Below are 19818 nucleotides of genomic sequence, written 5' to 3'. Positions count from 1 at the left end.
TGTGAATGCTCTGCTCAACTTAAAATAATTTTACAGAACTATGCCAATTAAAAAACACATTAATCTGAATCTTGGAAGTTTCCTTAATCCCGCAGATAAAAAGATAGTTGTCAATTTAGCTACTGAAGATATTTTAACTTTAATCACCCAAGAATTAAAAACTCGTTACTCCCCAGGAACTCAAAAACAATTACTTGAGGAGAGTTCCCAGTTGTTGCCTGATTTCGTGTTTCAAGAATTATTCAAGCGCCAACAGCAGGTAGTAAACGTTAACCCCGATACCTTGATAGTGGTTAACTGTCAAATAGCAGAGGTAGAGGTTGATGACTTGGGATTTGATTTAAATGTCGAAGCATATTTTGTCATTACAGATACAACAGGTCAAAATCATTTTCGGGCTAATAAGATAGTCCTTTGGTCAAATATATGGGGAGATGAACAACAGCTTTTTGATTTAGAAGATGAACTAGGTGAGCAATTCTGGACAGATTATCAAATCCAATTGCTTTTTGATGAAAAAAATCAGCAAAAAATTGAACTATCAGTATCTCGAACAGATGATTATACAGCAAGGTTGGAATTTTACCCATCGCTAAAACGGTTTTCACCATCCATAGTTCCCTTTACGGATAATGACTTTTAAAATTTTCAAGTCACATCAGAATTAACAGACTCCTTATGCTGTTTTCTGTTTGCCACTAGCCGTTTTTCATACAGTTTCAGCCGTTGATGATTTTGCTCGTTCATATAATATAGGACTTACGCAAAAACCCTCTCAAACTCTCATTCCTCCGTGACCTCTGCGTCCTCTGTGGTTCGTTTTCCGTTACCTTTGCGTAAGTCCTATAAAATATAAGCAGGGATCTTGTTGATATGTGTAGGAATCGCAGTGGTCAACAGCAGTGCTGGATGTTCATAATCAAAATCAACAGTCATACCATCCGTAAACTCAGGTAGCGCTTCTACCTGGGCTTTAGTCAGGTTGACTGCATAGACCCGGTGGGTATCATAGTCTACCTGGGAACATCGGATTGGCAGCAGAATTTTTTTGCTAAAAATCCAGATGCCTGTGTTTATCACCAGATAACGAATGTGCCCATCATCATCAACCAAAAGGTCGTCAGCAGAGCCAACTTTTTCGTTTTTGCAGTAAAGCAACTACAGCACTCTCACAACTGGTCTATGCCAGGACAATGGAACGACGATGAGGATATCGCTAAACTTTTGTCACCCCACTACCAAAATCGATTTTAGAGAAATTTCAATTAATCACGGTACACAAACCAACGACTTGCTATTTGCTGATTCAACAAAAGCAACCATTCTTAACACAAGGTAGAACATCAGATGGAATCCACACAAGACAAATGGGCATTAGTCACAGGTGGGAACCGAGGGATTGGGTTTGCCATCGCTCAAGGTCTACTGGCAAAAGGTTACTCGATAATTATCACTTCACGCTCACTTGATAATGCAAAACTTGCGGCCCAGAAACTTCAACCAAAGGTTATTCCCCTCGAATTGGATGTCACTGATGATCCCTCTATCAATCAAGCAGTAAAAACCCTGCACCAGAAAATTGCTCGGTTAGATGTTTTGATCAATAATGCTGGTGTGTATCCAGACAAAGATGTAAATATTCTTACCATTGACCGTGACTTACTTGATTCCACAATGAATTCCAACACCTTTGGCGCAATTCGGATGGTGCAGGCATTTTTACCCTTGTTGGAAAAATCCCCCGATGCCAGAGTTATTAACGTTTCAAGTGGGTATGGAGCATTAGAAGGCTTGTCTTACGATGTCCCAAGTTACTGCTTATCAAAGCTGGCATTAAATGGTGCAACAATTATGCTGGCACAAGCTTTACAATCTTTTGGAATTGTTGTCAATTCCATTTGTCCGGGGTGGGTTAAAACAGATATGGGTGGGTCATCAGCACCGCGCACGCCAGAACTTGGAGCCGACACTGCAATTTGGCTCGCTACTGATGCTCCACGCAATATAAACGGTAAATTTTTGCGAGATCGTAAAGTAATTTCTTTTTAGATGTTAATTGTCATTATAGTTTTTTACCTTGAAAAAAGCATACATCTTCTATGGCTTGAAAAACCCCACCTCCAAAGACGTATTAAATAATGGATTTATTTGACCAGCATCTTGCAAAAATAACTGAAGAAGAAGCACCCCTAACGGCTCGGATGCGTCCACGGACACTTGATGAATTTGTTGGTCAAGATCATATTATCGGGCAAGGAAGGCTACTGCGGCGTGCTATTAGTTTGGATCAACTGTCTTCATTAATCTTTTCTGGGCCACCAGGAACTGGCAAGACTACTTTAGCACGGGTTATTGCCAACAGCACCCGCGCTCACTTCATCGCTATCAATGCCGTACTTTCGGGAGTTAAAGAAATTCGAGCGGCAATTGAAATAGCTCAACAACAGCGCAAGTTCCATAATCAACGAACTATTCTTTTTGTCGATGAAGTCCATCGTTTTAATAAGTCTCAGCAGGATGCTCTATTGCCTTGGGTAGAGAATGGTACAATCATTCTCATTGGTGCTACCACCGAAAATCCTTTTTTTGAGGTCAATAAGGCACTTGTCAGCCGTTCGCGGATTTTTCAACTTCAGCAATTAACTGATAAAGATTTATACAAAATTGTTGAGCAAACACTAGCTGATTCGGAACGCGGTTATGGCAAGTTAACAGTACAAATTGACACAGATGCTTTAGCTCATCTAGTTAATGTTGCCAATGGTGATGCTCGTTCATTATTGAATGCTTTGCAACTAGCTGTAGAGACTACACCCCCCGATGCTACAGGTGTTATTCATATTCCTCTAGCAGTAGCAGAAGAATCAATTCAACAACGTGCTGTTTTATACGACAAAGAAGGGGATGCCCATTTTGATACTATCAGTGCTTTTATCAAGAGCTTACGAGGTTCTGACCCAGATGCAGCACTCTACTGGCTAGCCAAAATGGTTTATGCCGGTGAAGACCCACGTTTCATTTTCCGTCGGATGTTAATTCTTGCAAGCGAAGATGTCGGATTAGCTGACCCACAAGCAGTTGTCGTTATAAATGCTTGTGCCGAAGCCTTTGATCGCGTGGGAATGCCGGAAGGACGTTATCATTTGGCGCAGGCAGTACTTTATTTAGCAACTGCACCAAAGTCCAATAGCCTGATGGGTTTTTTTGATGCTTTAGCCGCAGTAGAAATTGAAAATGTTGCAGAAGTCCCACTCATCTTAAAGATGCCAATCGGGATAAAAAAGGTTTTGGGCATGGAGCGGGTTATCTCTATCCTCACGCTTATCGAGATCATTGGGTAGAACAGCAATATTTACCCACCAGCTTGCAAGGTCAATTGTTTTACCAACCATCAACCCAAGGTTATGAACACCAAATCGCAACACAAGTGGCACGTCGTCGGGAAGCTCAACTTGCTGCAATAGTAGAAGGTATTGGTGTTGCACCAAGCGCCGTACCGACTCATTATCAACAAACATTTTACAGTGCGTTAACCTACGGCACAACACACCCTATACTTAATGCTTAACTTTTAATTTATTAAAATTAAAATAAAAGTTTTAATATGCATAAAAAATATAATTCAATATAAATTTAGTGCCAGAATGCAAAGGAATAAATATGTTCAATAAACAGCTAAATCAGTGTTTAGATTGGCTCAATAAGAGAGGTTTGTTTAAGTTTTTTAAGCAACCTGGAATTCGCTCGTTTGCATTACTATTTGTCATGGGTTTAGGCTTGAGTTTAGCGATCGCATCTTGCGCTCCCAGTAATTCAGCGAATGCACCAACAGAAAAACCCCAAGCTAGCAAGTTAACTGTGTTGAAAATGGGGCATCAAAAAGAGATGGCGCTGCTGAATATCCTCAAAGCTCAAGGTAGTCTAGAGAAGCGCTTACAACCTCAAGGTATTTCTGTAACCTAGAATGAATTTTCCTCGACTGCACCTTTACTTGAGGGAATGGGTGTAGGTGCGATTATTTTTGGTGGTGGCGGCGGTACAGGTAGTGTTTTTGCTCAATCCAGTGACAAACCTTTCCTGCGAGTGGCTGCGAGTACGAGTAGTACCAGGAGTTCAGCAATCTTGGTGAAAGAAAATTCACCTATCAAAACTCTTGCTGACTTAAAAGGTAAGAAAGTCGCTTTTGCTAAAGGCTCAAGTTCACAATATATAATTGTACGTGCTTTAGAAAAAGTAGGTTTGAAATATACAGATATTCAACCTGTCTATCTAACTCCAGCCGAAGCTTTACCAGCATTTGAGCGCAATGATTTTGACGCATGGGTAATTTGAGACCCTTATACTGCGGAAGCTGAACGTAAGCTGCGTACTTGTCTGTTGGCAGATAATACTACGGTATTTGGTGATAAAGCTTCTGTAGAAAGCCCTGGATTTTATTATGCTGCACCAGATTTTGTCCGCGATTATCCAGATATTTTGAAAATAATTTTGCAAGAACTGGAAAAAGCAGGTAGCTGGGCTAAAAACAACAACAAAGACTCAGCAAAACTACTTTCCAAACTCTACAAAGTTGATTTAGCCACAATGGAAATTGTAGAGGAACGCGGAGGCGATTGCAAAGTATTACCTGTGACTGATGAAGTTCTCACAGGGTTACAAAAAATGGCAGACAGCTTCTACGAACTCAAGGTTATTCCCAAGAAAATTGATGTTAAAGATAAAAACTACAACTGGGTTCCTGAGCAAAAGTGGTAAAGCACACCTGATGTATTAGAAACCCCTTCAGGGTGGGGAATAGGGAACAATGAAAAACACCATCCCCTTATGCGTGAAGTTTTTGGGCATTGGAAATGGGACATGGGCAATCAAGCGCCAACTTTCTGTAACTTGCCTTTTGTATTAATTTGTGGCAAATTACTCTTGATAAAACAGCAAAATCCTATCGATTTACTGTAGTATATACTCATAGTTTTATCGAAACTAGAGTAAATAGATATAAATTTAGCTTTTGGTTTGCTAATCAACTGCTTGCCTACACATACTAAAAATGAGCCAAATTGTAGAAGAAGTTCTGGCCGCTAATCTTACTTACAGTGAAAACTTCGGTGATAAGGGTAATCTTACCAATATTGCACGTCTACCTACTAATATTGGGATTGCGTTGTAAACCTATAAAATCGTGCAGTTGAGAGATGATACCCCTGAATCGCCAGATGCATCCTATCGGTCAAGCTGATTTTGTAATGACTAATGAGTAAATATTTAATCAATCGATTACTAATTGCTATTCCGACTTTAATTGCCATCAGTATTGTGATATTTGCTATTCTGGCATTAGCACCAGGCGATCCAATGGGAGAATTTGCCATGAATCCTTCCATCACAGCTGAAGTGCGAGAAAATATCCGAAAATCTTTAGGTTTAGATCAACCAATTCACATCCGCTATGTCAAGTGGTTTACCGCTTTTATCACTGGAGATATGGGCTATTCTTTTACTAGCCGTAGTCCCGTAATTGGTTTAATTCTCCAACGCATACCAACAACCTTGTGGGTAGTGGGTTCTGCTTACCTAGTTGGTGTATTATTAGCTATTCCTTTGGGAGTAATTTCGGCTCTCAAACGTAATACCATTGTTGATACAGTTTTGACGACTTTAGTCTTCTTTGGGTTTTCTTTACCAACATTTTTTACTGGTTTACTATTTATTATTATCTTCAGTATCCAGTTAAAATGGTTTCCTTTCATCTATAACAGTACCTTACAGGTAACAGATTTGCAGAGTTTGATCGCTCAAGTTAAACAATCTATTATGCCTATATCTGTATTAGGAATCTGGCAGACAGCGATGCTCATGCGCTTTGTGCGTTCAGAAATTTTAGAAAATATCCATCAAGACTATGTGCGTACTGCTTATGCTAAAGGATTACCCAGATTTTTGGTGATCAATCGTCATGTTTTGCGGAATGCATTAATTCCTGTAGTTACATTGGTGGCCTTGGATATTCCTAGCGTGTTTACAGGCGCTCTAGTAACAGAAAAGGTTTTTCGTGTTCCAGGTATTGGTGCTTTATTAATTGATTCTATCTATAAGAATGATACACCAGTAGTCATGGCAGTTACATTTATATATGCAATTTTGATTGTTATTTTTAATCTCGTTGCCGATATTCTTTATGGTTTACTAGATCCTCGCGTCAAGTATACGAAGTAGCTAAATAATTAAAAATGAATAAAAAAGACGTAGGGCTTTTTACCCTTGAACAAGTCAATATTTTGAAAATGCCTAAAGGTTATAAAAAGTCTATTCAAAAGTGGTTTTAACTTTCTACCCGGCAGTATACAAATTAAATTTATAACATCTTTTATGTTGAAGCGATCGCTTAATCAAACTTCCGAAGCATCCAAGGGTTCAGTTTCTCCACCATCCACCAATTTTGTTTCTCAGCCAGAAACACTTACTCAAGAAGCATGGCGCAAGTTTCGGCGTAATCGTCAAGCTATGTTTGGGATGGTAATCTTGCTCATCATAGTGTTAAGTGTCATTTTTGGGCCTTTTATTTATCAAATTCCCTTCAACAAAATTGACTTTGCCAAATCTACTCTTGGCCCCAGTTGGGCGCATCCATTTGGTACTAATGATTTAGGTCAAGATATATTAGCCAGAGTTTTGCATGGTGGGAGAATATCGATCGCAGTAGGATTTTTTTCGATGTTAGTAGCCATAACTCTCGGTACACTCATCGGCGCACTTGCTGGATTTTATGGCGGCTGGCTGGATATTGTTTTAATGCGTTTCACAGATTTGTGTCTAGCTTTACCACGACTGCCATTATTATTACTGGTGATATTTTTGTTTCGGGATGCACTCAAGGCGATCGCTGGGCCAGAAATAGGTATATTTGTGTTGATAGTACTGGTGATTGGTGGACTCAACTGGATGTCTGTGGCTAGATTAGTGCGAGCCGGTTTTTTGACAGTGCGGGAGTTAGAATTTGTCACAGCAGCACGCGCCCTTGGTGCTTCCCCTGCACGGTTGATTTGGGTTCATATTTTGCCCAATGTCATTAGTCCTGTACTAGTTGCTGCTACTCTTTCGGTTAGTACTGCGATTCTTACCGAATCAACCCTGAGCTTTTTTGGTTTAGGTTTTCCATCTGATGTCCCAACTTGGGGGCGAATGCTGAACGAAGGGCAAAACTTTCTAGAATATGCTCCCCACATAGTTATTTTCCCTGGTACAGCCATATTTCTCACGGTGTTAAGCATTAACTATATAGGTGATGCTTTACGAGATGCACTAGATCCCAGGCTCTCTTAAATCAATCCATCGGAATTTATGAAATATAGGGTGTGTTGTCGTCAAGCGCCGCACTATCAACAATTAAAGGTGCGTTAGCTTGTGACTTTATTTATTAATTTTGAATTGGTATAAGGTGCCTTAGCCTACGGCATAACACACCCTACAGAAAATTTATATTTCTTCACATACGTAATTGCGAATTGGTATTACTTCAGTCGCCAATCTTTAATATTCCAAGTACGATCATCCCAAGGAGTTACATCTATACCAGTGATTCTGTTACTAACTCCATTAACATTGGCGCGAGAAATTAGAGGAATTACAGCTTGTTCTTTAATTAACAAATCGTTCATCTGTATAATTAATTGTCGGCGTTTTTGTGGATCTAATTCTGTATTAGATTGTTGCCAAAGCTTGTCATATTCAGGGTTGCAGTAACGAGAACTATTCGGTTTCGACCAATTATTTTTCTTTTGGGGAATCTCATTACAAGTCCACGCCTTCAGATAACTACCTGGGTCTGGGTTACTATTGCCACCACTAAACATTTGTAAGTCAGCGTTAAAGTGAGCAAGAGTGTCTGGGTTAGCAGGGTCACTAGAAAAGAAAATACTTGAATCGATACTCTTGAGTTCTACCCCCACGCCAATAGAAGTTAATGATTGTTTAATAATCTCCTGAGTTTTCTGGCGGACTGGGTTAACTGAAGTTTGAAACAAAACCTTGAGTTCTGCACCATTTTTATCCCGAATGCCGTTACCGTTGGTATCTTTCCATCCAGCTTCATCTAACAAAGTAGCAGCTTTTTTCAAGTCAAACTCATATTTCGTATTGGGCGAGTTATAAATATCTGGCGCTACTAGAATATTTGTAACAGCACGACCAGTTTTACCATATAACTGTTGATTAATAGTGTCACGGTCAATCGCATAGTTAAAAGCTTGACGAACTTTCAGGTCTTTAAAAAAGGGATGGGGGAACTCTATGCTGGAACGTTCACCGTCTTTGGTCTGTTTATTAGGGTCAGTCTGATTAATCGCAATCCGCTCCAAAAAAGATCCAAAGCTGATATCTAATCTACCTTTTCCGGCTGCCTCCAGCTGCTTCAGGATTGGGGCTTCTACTTGAAGGTTCCAGGCAAAATCTACATCTCCAGTCTGCAATACTGCTCTAGCAGCTGAGGCTGCATCCCCACCACCTTTCAGTTCTACTCGTTTAAAGAAAGGTTTATTTGCTTCGCGGAAAAAGGAATTTGCTTCATAAATAACAATGTCACCAGGCTTAAATTCCACCACTTTATAGGGGCCAGTTGCTACAGGAAGTAAATTAGCTGGTGCTTCTCTGGCGTTGCTACCGTTGTATTTCTCAAATATATGACGGGGGATGATTGACCCGTTGGAACCAACAAACGGTAATGACCAAGCTGGGTTAGGCTCCTGAAAATTGATTTTAACAGTATAGTCATCCACGGCTTCAACGCTTTTGACAGCTTGATAATTAGCAGCAGTGGTTGCACCGACAGCTGAATTACTCACAAATTGGTAGGTAAACACCACATCCGCAGCCGTAAAAGGTTTACCATCAGACCATTTAACTTCTTTTTTGAGTTTCCAAGTTACTGATTTACCATCTTTAGCTACTCCACCGTTCTCTAAAGAGGGGATTTCTGCTGCGAGAAAAGGGACTAATTTACCATCTTTATCGAAGCTGGCTAGAGGTTCATAAGTAATTCGACTAGCTTCAAAGTCTTTGCTACCTTGAGCTAGATGGGGATTAAGAATAGTTGGTGCTTGCCAATAGAGAAGCTTTAAAGTATTGCTCGCTGCTGTTGGATTAGACGCGCTGGGAGTAGAGGTGGTTGAAGACTGAGAATTTGGGGAAGAACAAGCAGTTAACAACAAAATGCCCAGCAACGACTGAGCAAAAATCTGACCCCTACTGAATTTATTGAATATGCACATTTGGATTGTTTCTAGGGATTTAAGCTAAAGGGTCAAATTTACCGCTAACAAGCAACCAAATACTGTAGCGTGTTTCTGACGATTTTCCCGATTTAAACTACGATAATTTGGTCGCCAAACCGTACTTCCTTAAAATAAAAATCCCATAGATGTGGAAAAAAGGCAATAGCTGTCAGGAAAAGGACATATTAGCTATTCAGCATTAGTTATCCTCTTTTTCACCCAGTCTTGCATCTTCTGACACAGCCTCTTTATTTTCGTTTAGCTAGTTGCGATCGCTAAATCATGCCTTATTTCTGATACTATCCGGTATAATTGCCGCATACTGCTCAGAAGTCAGAGTTGCTTCCCGGACATCGACTTGTTTTGGCACGATTTTTAATTGGTACAAAAGATCGGCAACCTGCTGTTGATCTCGCAGCACTTGCTCATTAATAGGTTGCATATCGTACTTTCGTCGAGACAACATTGTTTCCATCGTTGGCACATCAACCTTTAACTTCGGAGCAAGGATTTGGGCGGCTGCTTGCCTATTTTGATTTGCCCACTCTCCAACTTGGTAGTACTCTTCTAGAATTGCTTTGAAGAGTTCAAGGTTATTACTCGCAAACTCCCTGGCAGCTAAGTAAAAAGATCCTGGTGTTTTAATTCCCTGAGCATCCCGCAACACTCGGATCGTTCCCTCTTGTTGAAGCTTGATCAGTGTAGGGTCGATCGCTACATAGGCATCAACAGTTTTGTTTAAAAATGCTGCTTGTCCATCAGCAACAGTTAAATTCACACCTTGAACATCGTTAAACTTCAGCCCAACTTCTTCCAACGCTTTCGCCAAAAAATAGGTCAGAGCAGTTCCTCTAGCATAGGCAACCTTTTTGCCTTTAAGATCCGCCACCGTTTTAATGGAAGAATCCTTTGGCACAATAATCCCATAACTTTCCCCCGTACCCGCCGGGATATTCACTAGGTAAACCAAATTGTTACCAGCAGCCTGAGCAAAGATAGGCGGCGTTTCCCCGACTTGTCCCCCATCAAGGCTACCCACACTTAAGGCTTCCAGCAGGGGTGGCCCGGAGATAAATTTTGACCAGCTAACATCTACTCCCAAAGGAGCTAAACGCTTTTCGATTACACCTTTTTCTCTTGTTAGATCGCCAAATGATGTGAAGCCAAGCCGAATAAGTTTAGACTTGCTATTATTGCTACCGCTATTACTGCCAATAGTGTTGTTATTGTTACTTATCGTATTCTTGTTTCCACTACCAGCATTTGCTCCACAGCCTACCAATGTAGCGAAAGAGGCGAACCCATACAAAGTATAAAGCAAATCTCGCCTGGAAATTAATCGTTTCCTGACATAAGGTTTAATCATGGCTCTCAATCCCGTGGTGCTGACTGTTGAACGCCATTTGCTACAAGTCGGCATAGCCGCCCAACGCAATGGCTCCTGTTGACCGTTGACAATTAACAGTCAACGGTCAACGACCTCATTTCGTTCTATATTCTTAAATTGTTAAACCTTTAGAAAGCACGACTACCCCGAAGGCTAACCCGTTTGAGAATACGAGTGGCATTGGCATCAAATTCAGGGCGATAGTGAGCCGTTGCTTGGTTATCCCAATAAAGTAGGTCGCCCTTGCTCCATTGGTGACGATAGGCAAATCGGGGTTGTTTGATATGCTCTTGCAACTTTGCAACTAGTTTTGCTCCTTCTACATGGTCATAATCCACGATGTCTACATCGCTAGCTGCATTGAAAAAGAGGATCTTTTTACCTGTATCTGGATGTGTGCGAACCAGAGGATGAATTGCTACTCGTTCGCCTGGTTCTGGAGCGCGACCAGCTGCATATTTAGGCTGACCATACTCATCCCGATCCTTACTGCCATAGGAATTGAAGTAACGAACTTGTAAGCCAGAAATTTGCTCTTTGGTGGCATCGTCTCGCTCGTCGTAAGCCTGAGCCAAATTCACCCAATAGGTATTGGGGCCATTCTCAGGTACTTCTACTGCATATAAGAAAGAACCGCTAGATGGCACAGGAAGCCAGTAGTGATCGATGTGGGGTAAAAGTTCCTGATAGTTCGGTCGAATATTGACTGAACTTTCTTCAGGAGCAGCATTTGCGAGAGTGAGAACTAGGGGCGGCAGGTATTCTTCTGTTTCTCCTTTGCGAATATAAGCAGGTTGTTGAAGAATATCGCCAAAGTAATTGGCAAAGGCTAACAACTGATCGTCAGTTAATATTTGGTTTTTGAAGATGAGAAGATGGCGATCGCGCCATGCCTGTTTTAGCTGTAGAATTACCTCTGGTTCCACAGAATTAACATCAAATCCGGTAATCACTGCACCAAGAGCCGCTTCGGTGGGTGTAATCTCAATCCGGCTTGCCGTGAATGTCATAATCAGGTCTCCTTAGATTTAGGGCTATACCAGCAACTGGTCATGCAAAAGTTACCCTTGTAGAGCAACAAGGGTTAATGTCTGCGTTCATAAGTACTGAGTACTTTTTAATTTACTCAGCACTCATGACTTATAACTCAGCTTTAGGAAAGGACTGGTTGTGCTTCCTTAAACTCAGCTTTCTGCTTGAAGACGCTTGGTACTTCAGCGCTGAAAGCTTCACCTTGAACCACTTCTGAACGGGAAGCATCAACCCCTACTGGAACATCGCCTGTGATGGTGGTGCGATAAAGGAGACGTTCAACATCCAAATGATCCAAATCTTGAGGAGCTAAATGCACGGTAGCGCGGTTGTCCCAGAAGGCGATATCACCGTTGTTCCAACGGAAGCGGGTGGTATAGGCAGGTTTGGTGACTTGGTTAAAGAATAACTCTAGCAACAGTCTGCTCTCTTCTGGTGACACATCAACAATGCGGGAGACGAAGCCAGGGTTTACGAACAAGGCACGCTCACGAGTCTCAGGATGAACTCTGACGACTGGGTGAATAGAAACCAGTGGATTGACAGCAATGCGATCGTCGAATTTGTTATTGCGGGGTTGATAACCGCCTCCATTGAAGCGATGTTCCGCTTTTAATGTATCAGCTAGCGATCGCAGGGGTGTTGAGAGTCCCTCATAAGCGGCAACGAGATTACTCCACTGGGTGTCACCACCGAAACTAGGGACATTAACTGCGCGTAAAATTGACGCTGCTGGTGGGTTAATCGCTGCCGTTACATCTGTGTGCCAAGGACCGCCAGTGCGAAAACCATACTGCTGCTCATAAAGCTTACGGTCTACGGGTTTGATCTGGGGAAATCCCAGAACTGGTTCAGGCTCTCCCAAGGGATGGGCAAAAGTCACTTCGCCAAAACGAGATGTGAACTCCACCTGGGCAGCATGATCGATGTTCTGGCCACGGAAGAACAAGACTTTCCACTTTAATAGCGCTTTGCGAATTTCTTGGACTTGATCCTCAGAAAGAGAGCGGGAAAGGTCTACGCCGCCGATTTCTGCACCGATGAAACCAGCTACCTGTTTAACTTCTATATGTTTGTAGCCCATTAGGATTCTCCAGAGTTTGATCTATCAGGAGGTGTTCACACTCGCCTATTTCCTTGGGAATTTTGCCGATATCCAATATCTGATAGCAACATTCCCATCCTGGGAGCATAACTGAGATTGTTATACAGTATTCCGATAGATTTAACGTAGTATACAGTTGCTAAATAGTAACTTCCTACGTTTTTGCAGACCAATCATCTTCTATAGCGATCCGATGTCAATGTGCAAAAGCCTTAGCTCAGAAAGATCAGCGATGCCTGGGTAGTAAACTACGCGATTATTTGATAATTATTAGTTAATCTAATTATTAGTAAACCATAATAAAATTTTCCTCATGAAAATTTGGAATAGACAACTCGGGGAAAGCATCAGTAATATCACTTACCACTATTTACCCGCCTTGCGCTGGCGTAATTTTCGCCTGTTTTTTGGCGGACAGTTACTATCAATGTCTGGAACATTTATGACCCAGCAGTTAACTATTCCTTGGCTGGTATACGATTTGACCAAATCGGCTTGGTTGTTGGGAGTTGCAGTTTTATCAAAATTTGTTAGAGGTTCAGGACGACGACGACCACCCCAAACTCTCGCTCCAAATGGTTTAATACGAGCTGCGATCGCTTGGCCTATATTTCCAGTACCAAGAATTAATACAGTTGAATTTGCCAACTCTGGCAGTACTAACCAGCTTTTTCGCCAAGTACGTTGGTCATGAGCAGCTTGCAATTGCCGTAACTGTTTGGCGTGATAGAGGATCAAACTTAAGACAAATTCCGAAACCTCTTTCAAATACCCACTGGTTCAGGTTGCCTGACAGGAGGTGTTAAGCTAGCTTTGCCCAGTAAGAGATGGTCGCGCAGGGTCTTGCCTGTATACTCTTTGCGGAACAAACCCCGGCGCTGCAACTCAGGCACGACAAATTCGACAAACTCTTCAAATGCACCAGGAAGATAAGCTGCTGAAATAATAAAGCCATCCGCTTCGCCATTTTTAAAACTTTCTTCTAGCTGATCGGCAATTTGAGTGGGTGTTCCCGCCAAATGAGGGAGCAATATGCCTTCAGCGTAAAGCTTACCAATATCTCTGAGGGTCAAACCCTCTTTCTTGCTTAGTCTCAGAGCCAGTTCAAAAAGTCCTCTGATCCCACCAACTTGCACATCTTTGACTGGTTCATCCAAGGGAAGTTGGGAAAAGTCATAGTCCATATGGCTGGAGAGAGTAACCAGTCCTGCAATGGGATCAACTAGTTGATTATGAAAGGCTTGTTTCTCTTTTGCGATCGCTTCTGTTTCGCCAACAAAGGGAATCACTGCCGGAAATATCTTGATATCATCAGGATTTCGCCCATATTTCACAGCCCGTGACTTGACATCATCATAGTAGGCTTTGCGACCTTCTGGTGTCGGGTCAATTTCAAAGATAATTTCTGCCCAACGAGCGGCAAATTCCTTACCTCGGTCAGACGAGCCAGCTTGCATGATTGCTGGACGAGCTTGAGGCGATCGCGGCACTGTCAATGGCCCCTGTGACTTGAACCATCGCCCTTCATGGTTAATGTGTCTAACTTTGGTGGGGTCTGCAAAGAAGCCTGTTTCTTTATCTAAAACTAATGCGTCTTCTTGCCAACTATCCCAGAGTTTATAAGCGACTTCGATAAACTCGTCTGCTTTGTCATAACGAGTTTCATGTTCTAAATGTTCTTCAAAACCAAAGTTTTTCGCCTCAGCTGTATTGTGGGATGTCACCACATTCCAAGCAATACGCCCCCGTGAGAGATGATCTAATGATGCAAAGGCACGAGCCAAATCAAAAGGAGCCGAGTAGGTGGTGGAACGGGTAATGCCCAATCCGATGTATTTGGTTGCAACTGCCATCGTGGCCACAACAAAAGCGGGGTCAAGAAAAGCAGCACCTTGAGAGCCATAGCGCAGAGTGTCTGTGATACCTGCACCGTAACGGCTGGGAATCATCAATCCATCTGCAAAGAACACAAAATCAAACTTGCCTCGTTCGAGAATTCGACCTAGATTTTGGTAAAACTCCGGTCGCAAAAAGTTCAAGTCATTGAGAGGATGTCGCCATGCAGGATGACTATGAGTTAGGTGAGAGGCAATCAGAAATCCGGCTAGATGCAGTTGTTTTGTCATTAGGGATTGGGGATTGGGGATTGGGAATAGATAGTAGTATTTTTTACTTAAAATTCAAGCTTTAGCTTGAAAGGCAGCTATGCAATCTCATGTCTTTTGCCTTTTTCACGTATACAAAGTGAAAACTGGGATTTGTTCGTTAAGTACCCAGTTGCCAACTTCGTGGACTTTGTAAACTACTGGATCGTGTAGGGTATGAGTACGGACGTTGCGCCAGAAGCGATCAAAGCCATATTTTTTGGCAGCAGTACGAGTGCCTGTCACTTCAAAAATCTTGCTAGTTGTCTCTAGGGCAACTCGTGTGCTGAATACTTTCGCTGTGGCAACGGTAACGGCAACTTCGCCCCGTTCTTTGATATATTCTTTTGATTCTCTCGATGCTGCTACAACCATATTCAGTATCCTTATTGATGAATTTTGAGTTTTCTAGAATAAATTAGATATAGCTTCTAAATACGGTAAGTCAGTGAGTTTGTAGTAGTTTTTCTGATTTGTGAATTGCCCATACCCACGAATTAAAATGCACCATGACGAGGAGGATTAACGCCATTGAGGTAATAGTTACCCACGTTGATATACTTCCAGCGCACGGGATCGTGTAAAGTATGAGTGCGAGCGTTGCGCCAGTGGCGATGATGGTTGAATTGCTCTTTCCCCACTCCACAGAGCCTTGACAACTTTAATCCAATCTTCAGAGTAACCGTAACGTTCATCATATTGAGGAAAGGGAATACCAGCCTTTTCCATTTCTGTGCGAAACCAGCCACTAACCAAGTTAATGGAAAATCTGCCATTACTAATAGCATCAATACCCAGTGCCATCTTTGCTAAGACAGCAGGATGAAATAATAAGGGCTTAATTGCTGCAATAATCTCAATTTTTTCAGTGGCTTCGGCGAGGGCCGCTGCTGCTGTCCAGGTTTCTAGTTGATCGAAATCTTGGTCGTAACAATTGATGATGTGTTGTGCGAGAAGAGTAGATGAAAAACCTACTCGTTCCGCTTGAATCAAGAGCGATCGCGCCCTGGCATAACTGGCATCAAATGGATCTTCGGGTTGATTTAGCGGCCCCCAGTTTCCATAGACCGGAATCCAAATTCCATAGCGTGGTTCAGTCATGGTCGCTTTGCTCCAATTTCAATGAGAACTACCAGTTACAATCAGTTATTCAAAACATCTGCGATCGCTGCTTAATCCTAATTAAAAAACTCTCAAAAGACTACAAATTTTAGAGCCAAATATCCATTTTTTATGTTCATAAACAAAATCATGCTTTTCACGCATACTATTTTTATTTATTAAATAGACATTAAAAAAAACTGGCAAACTTAAACTAGTTTCATAAACTACGATAAGTCGATAGACTTAAAGATGTTAAATTATAAACTAGGAAACACTTTACAAGGCTAGATAAAGCAAGTCAAGCTTTTCTTGAAGAATCTCAGATTTTGGTGTTTGTTCTCGCTGTTATCTTTACCGTTGGGTTGTTGTGGCAAAAACTGTGGAATCGGGAGTGACTCTAATGATACAGCTATCTAATCAAAAATACGGTTTTTCTAGCGATTAGGTGTACTTTATGTGGTAAATCAGAGTATTATAAAAATTTAAATGATATTAAATCTAAATTCTATTGGCTGGATTGGAAATAAATTTATTCCTAGTAAACAGACTTGATAAATTCTCTGTAACTCTTGATACGAGACTACTATGAAGGCTAATTCTTTCACTACTCATACTCCAATCACGATAGTTATTGTTGGCGGAGGCTTTAGTGGTTCTCTAGTCGCTACACACCTATTAAAAACAGCCAGCCAACCCCTCATTATTAAACTGATTGAGCGTAGTCCTCAAATTGGTAAAGGCATTGCCTACAGCACAGATACTAACTGTCACTTGCTAAATGTCTCAGCAGGTAACATGAGTGCATTTGCTCACGATCCGGGACATCTAATGCGGTGGCTTCAGTACAACCATAACGAGTTAGCTACATTTTTTTCTCAAGAAGTTAATGCTAGTAGCTTCATACCACGTAAAGTTTATGGTTTATACATTCAGTCGATTTTGGCAGAAGCCGAAGCTACAGCACCTACTGATGTCCGACTAGAAAGATTGAACGATGAAGCAGTAGGAATAGAGCCAGCAGAAAACGGTGCAATCATCTCTTTGCGTAGTGGTCGTTGTTTTAACGCAGACAGAGTTGTGTTGGCATTAGGAAACTCGCCCTTTGCACCTCCCGCAATTGATCGTGCAGATACTAACAATGAAAGTTATCGGCGGAATGCTTGGTCAGCCGATGCCCTAGCAGAGATTGATCCTGATGCTTCGGTATTGCTCATTGGTACAGGACTGACGATGGTGGATATGGTTTTATCTCTTCACGATCGCCAACATCGGGGCAAAATTTATGCAGTGTCTCGAAGAGGGTTGTTTCCGCTAAAACATCAAGCATCTCAGCCTTATCCTACTTTCGTCTCTCTGGAAACTTCACCCAACACATCGCGCGGTTGGTTAAGTCGGTTGCGTGACGAAGTAAAAGTTGCGAATGTTCAAGGTTACGATTGGCGAGCCGTGATTGATTCGTTACGCCCAATTACTCAAAAAATGTGGCAAAAACTACCAACTGTAGAAAAGCAGCGTTTTTTGCGTCATCTAACATCCTATTGGGATATTCATCGACACCGTATTGCTCAAAAAGTAGCAGATGTGGTGCAAGAAATGCTGGACTCTGGTCAACTGACTATTTCCCCAGGGCGAATTCAAGCATATCAACCCTTGTCAGATGGCGTAGCAGTGACTATATCTGGGCGCAAAACCCAGACAAATACTGTCTTACAAGTTCAGCGAGTAGTGAATTGTACAGGGGTAGCCGCAGATTATCGCCGATCGCCTCATCCGCTAATTGCTAATTTGCGATCGCAGCGATTAATCCGTCCTAATGCCATTGGTTTAGGATTAGATGCAGATATTCACGGTGCTTTATATACAGCAGACGATCAAGTTTCAACTTTGCTTTATACCTTGGGAACTCTTCGCAAGGGCGACTTGTGGGAAACTATCGCTGTTCCAGAATTACGCGTACAAGCACAAAAATTATCTCAGACGTTGTTGCAGTCATTGCCAGTGCGTGTAAGTTCTATTCCGGTGATACCTTTGTTAGATAGTGACGCAAGCACTCGCAACTGGGAAATTTCCCACTCAACCTTACTATTTCGGCAATTTTTTGACCCAGAAAGCAGTAGCTATACATATTTAATTGCCGATCGGCAAACTGGAGATGCTGTTTTAGTCGATCCTGTATTAGAGCAAGTCGATCGCGATTTGCAAGCATTAGATGAACTAGGATTAAAACTACGCTACTGTCTTGAAACGCACCTCCATGCAGATCACATCACAGGCGCAGGCCAACTCAGACGCAAAACAGGTTGCCAGGTGATTGTGCCACAAAATCCTGCTGTAACAAAAGCCGATCGCTCTCTTGTTGGTGGCGAAATCCTCGAAGTCGGCTCGGTAAGCATCGAAGCAATTTCCACACCAGGCCATACTGCTAGCCACATCGCATATTTAGTGGATAATACCTGCTTATTAACTGGTGATGCTTTATTGATTCGTGGTTGTGGACGCACAGATTTTCAAGGAGGCGATGCAGGAACTCTATATGATGCAGTGACGCAACACTTATTTACTTTGCCAGATGAGACTTTGGTGTATCCGGCTCATGACTACAAAGGACGTACAGTTTCTACCATTGGCGAAGAAAAACGCCTTAATCCCAGATTTAGCGATTCCTACGGAGCGCTTCGCTATCGCAGCCGCAGTCAATTCATTACTATCATGAATAATCTCAAATTGAGTTATCCCCAAAAGATGAATGCTGCACTACCTGCAAATGAATACTGTGGTGATTTTATTCCTCAAGAAAGCTTAGATTCCGCCACAAGTCCGGCTACAGATGCAGAACAAAAACAAATAGAACTCACAGTTATGACTAATACCGAAATCTACAATGATTACTTTGCTATGTACATTTAGTAATCTGACGCACAAAGATGGACAAAACACCCTTTATCGCGCTTGCGAGTGGGGACAAGTACGCCGCACCTACAATAAGCTTGATTTCACAGCCCAAGCACCTTTACACGTCTATCTTTCTCGGTTGAAAGGAGTGCCTTTAAATAACGCTCGGTTCGACCCTGTGGATAGAAAAAATCATCTTTTTCCAAAGGAAAAAATCTGTGTACGCGTTTCTCTGGTGTATATTGGAGTGCATCTATCGCACAGGAATGAATGACATCGGAGAGCTTTGGCTTAATCGGGTCAAGATGTTCTCTTAATCCATAAGTTTTGGTATGGGTGCATCCAACTTTTTATTCTCTCAGCAAGAATAAATAAGAGCAAAGGATTGTGATAGAAATTTGAAGTCCAGAAGTAGTGGGACACAAGAAAGGGATATTGAAGAAGGCAGGAGGCAGGAGGCAGGAGGCAGAGGGCAGAAGGTTTCGTTCAGATGGGGATTCAAACCCCACCTGAACGAGAGCCACCAAATTTTTAATTTGGTGGGGGTCTTAAACCCTTGTAACCGACCGTTGCGCAGACGGTTCGGGCATTTCCGTGAAGGGATAAATCCCTTCTGCCTTCTGCCCTCTGCCCTCTGCCCTCTGCCTTTCTTGATAAATTCATCGATACTAGGTGCATCCATGACTCCCGAAGAAGAACAACAGATAATAGAACATTCTCATGCAATAGCAAAGATACTGTACAAAAATACCAGCTCAAATGCCCGTTCTATCTACAGTTCAAAATTTGGCTTTGATTTTTATTTTCCCAGAGTGACAAAACAGGGCTAACCAGCCAAGGGATTAACAAAGCTGTAACAGCCAGCCTACTCGATCTAGCAGGAGCAAG

Annotated in this window: 19 protein-coding genes and 1 pseudogene; 11 read left to right on the top strand and 9 right to left on the bottom strand. The window is 42.0% G+C overall.

What is annotated here, in order from left to right:
- Positions 1–40 precede the first annotated feature (40 nt).
- The gene (locus V7L05_RS19970) at positions 41–643 is read left to right on the top strand and encodes a hypothetical protein (protein ID WP_335166526.1); all 603 of its coding nucleotides are present in this window, start codon (positions 41–43) and stop codon (positions 641–643) included.
- Positions 644–843: 200 nt separating this feature from the next.
- On the opposite strand, the gene V7L05_RS19965 is transcribed toward V7L05_RS19970, so the two are convergent.
- The gene (locus V7L05_RS19965) at positions 844–1158 is read right to left on the bottom strand and encodes a PRC-barrel domain-containing protein (protein ID WP_335166525.1); all 315 of its coding nucleotides are present in this window, start codon (positions 1156–1158) and stop codon (positions 844–846) included.
- A 189-nt stretch (positions 1159–1347) separates the two neighbouring features.
- On the opposite strand from V7L05_RS19965, the gene V7L05_RS19960 reads away from it, so the two are divergent.
- The 8 genes and pseudogenes from V7L05_RS19960 (at position 1348) to V7L05_RS19920 (ending at position 7320) form a co-directional block, all read left to right on the top strand.
- Complete coding sequence (locus V7L05_RS19960; protein ID WP_335166524.1) at positions 1348–2049, top strand: SDR family NAD(P)-dependent oxidoreductase; 702 nt, start codon at positions 1348–1350, stop codon at positions 2047–2049.
- Between the two features lie 89 nt (positions 2050–2138).
- Positions 2139–3376 (top strand): annotated as a pseudogene (locus V7L05_RS19955) (AAA family ATPase); the annotation flags it as partial.
- Positions 3377–3568: a hypothetical protein gene (locus tag V7L05_RS19945; RefSeq protein ID WP_335166522.1), complete on the top strand. Its 192-nt coding sequence runs from the start codon at positions 3377–3379 to the stop codon at positions 3566–3568.
- 92 nt (positions 3569–3660) lie between these two features.
- Positions 3661–3963: a hypothetical protein gene (locus V7L05_RS19940; protein WP_335166521.1), complete on the top strand. Its 303-nt coding sequence runs from the start codon at positions 3661–3663 to the stop codon at positions 3961–3963.
- A 36-nt stretch (positions 3964–3999) separates the two neighbouring features.
- Positions 4000–4332 carry an ABC transporter substrate-binding protein gene (locus V7L05_RS19935; RefSeq protein WP_335166519.1) on the top strand — a complete coding sequence of 111 codons (333 nt, stop codon included), beginning with the start codon at positions 4000–4002 and terminating at the stop codon, positions 4330–4332.
- 45 nt (positions 4333–4377) lie between these two features.
- Positions 4378–4755 carry a hypothetical protein gene (locus V7L05_RS19930; RefSeq protein ID WP_335166518.1) on the top strand — a complete coding sequence of 126 codons (378 nt, stop codon included), beginning with the start codon at positions 4378–4380 and terminating at the stop codon, positions 4753–4755.
- A gap of 495 nt (positions 4756–5250) precedes the next feature.
- On the top strand, positions 5251–6213 hold the full coding sequence (locus V7L05_RS19925; protein WP_335166516.1) for an ABC transporter permease: 963 nt from the start codon (positions 5251–5253) through the stop codon (positions 6211–6213).
- 153 nt (positions 6214–6366) lie between these two features.
- Positions 6367–7320 carry an ABC transporter permease gene (locus V7L05_RS19920; RefSeq protein WP_335166514.1) on the top strand — a complete coding sequence of 318 codons (954 nt, stop codon included), beginning with the start codon at positions 6367–6369 and terminating at the stop codon, positions 7318–7320.
- 188 nt (positions 7321–7508) lie between these two features.
- Here V7L05_RS19920 and V7L05_RS19915 read toward each other — a convergent pair whose 3' ends face one another.
- The 8 genes from V7L05_RS19915 to V7L05_RS19875 all read right to left on the bottom strand — a co-directional run bounded on the left by V7L05_RS19915 (position 7509) and on the right by V7L05_RS19875 (position 16035).
- Complete coding sequence (locus V7L05_RS19915) at positions 7509–9263, bottom strand: peptide ABC transporter substrate-binding protein (protein ID WP_335166512.1); 1755 nt, start codon at positions 9261–9263, stop codon at positions 7509–7511.
- Between the two features lie 283 nt (positions 9264–9546).
- Positions 9547–10632, bottom strand: a complete 1086-nt coding sequence (locus V7L05_RS19910) for an aliphatic sulfonate ABC transporter substrate-binding protein (protein ID WP_335166510.1) — start codon at positions 10630–10632, stop codon at positions 9547–9549.
- Between the two features lie 149 nt (positions 10633–10781).
- Positions 10782–11663 carry a TauD/TfdA dioxygenase family protein gene (locus V7L05_RS19905; protein ID WP_335166508.1) on the bottom strand — a complete coding sequence of 294 codons (882 nt, stop codon included), beginning with the start codon at positions 11661–11663 and terminating at the stop codon, positions 10782–10784.
- A gap of 143 nt (positions 11664–11806) precedes the next feature.
- Positions 11807–12769, bottom strand: coding sequence for a TauD/TfdA dioxygenase family protein (locus tag V7L05_RS19900; protein ID WP_335166505.1), 963 nt, complete (start codon positions 12767–12769; stop codon positions 11807–11809).
- 387 nt (positions 12770–13156) lie between these two features.
- A complete protein-coding gene (locus V7L05_RS34800; RefSeq protein WP_442937875.1) occupies positions 13157–13558 on the bottom strand; it encodes an NAD(P)-dependent oxidoreductase in 402 nt (133 codons plus the stop codon).
- Complete coding sequence (locus V7L05_RS19885) at positions 13555–14916, bottom strand: LLM class flavin-dependent oxidoreductase (RefSeq protein ID WP_335166503.1); 1362 nt, start codon at positions 14914–14916, stop codon at positions 13555–13557. The genes V7L05_RS34800 and V7L05_RS19885 overlap by 4 nt, the downstream gene beginning before the upstream one ends.
- A gap of 105 nt (positions 14917–15021) precedes the next feature.
- The gene (locus tag V7L05_RS19880) at positions 15022–15309 is read right to left on the bottom strand and encodes an acyl-CoA dehydrogenase family protein (RefSeq protein ID WP_335166501.1); all 288 of its coding nucleotides are present in this window, start codon (positions 15307–15309) and stop codon (positions 15022–15024) included.
- Between the two features lie 168 nt (positions 15310–15477).
- Positions 15478–16035 carry an LLM class flavin-dependent oxidoreductase gene (locus tag V7L05_RS19875; RefSeq protein WP_335166499.1) on the bottom strand — a complete coding sequence of 186 codons (558 nt, stop codon included), beginning with the start codon at positions 16033–16035 and terminating at the stop codon, positions 15478–15480.
- Between the two features lie 588 nt (positions 16036–16623).
- On the opposite strand from V7L05_RS19875, the gene V7L05_RS19870 reads away from it, so the two are divergent.
- Together V7L05_RS19870 and V7L05_RS19865 are read left to right on the top strand one after the other, a co-directional pair.
- Positions 16624–18945 (top strand): FAD/NAD(P)-binding protein, encoded by a 2322-nt coding sequence (locus V7L05_RS19870; RefSeq protein WP_335166497.1) that lies wholly within the window; start codon positions 16624–16626, stop codon positions 18943–18945.
- Positions 18920–19204, top strand: a complete 285-nt coding sequence (locus tag V7L05_RS19865; protein WP_335166495.1) for a hypothetical protein — start codon at positions 18920–18922, stop codon at positions 19202–19204. The genes V7L05_RS19870 and V7L05_RS19865 overlap by 26 nt, the downstream gene beginning before the upstream one ends.
- Positions 19205–19818 lie beyond the last annotated feature (614 nt).

The sequence above is a fragment of the Nostoc sp. genome (genome assembly GCF_036917755.1).
Classification (GTDB): domain Bacteria; phylum Cyanobacteriota; class Cyanobacteriia; order Cyanobacteriales; family Nostocaceae; genus Nostoc.
This window is presented reverse-complemented; position numbering and strand designations above follow the sequence as displayed.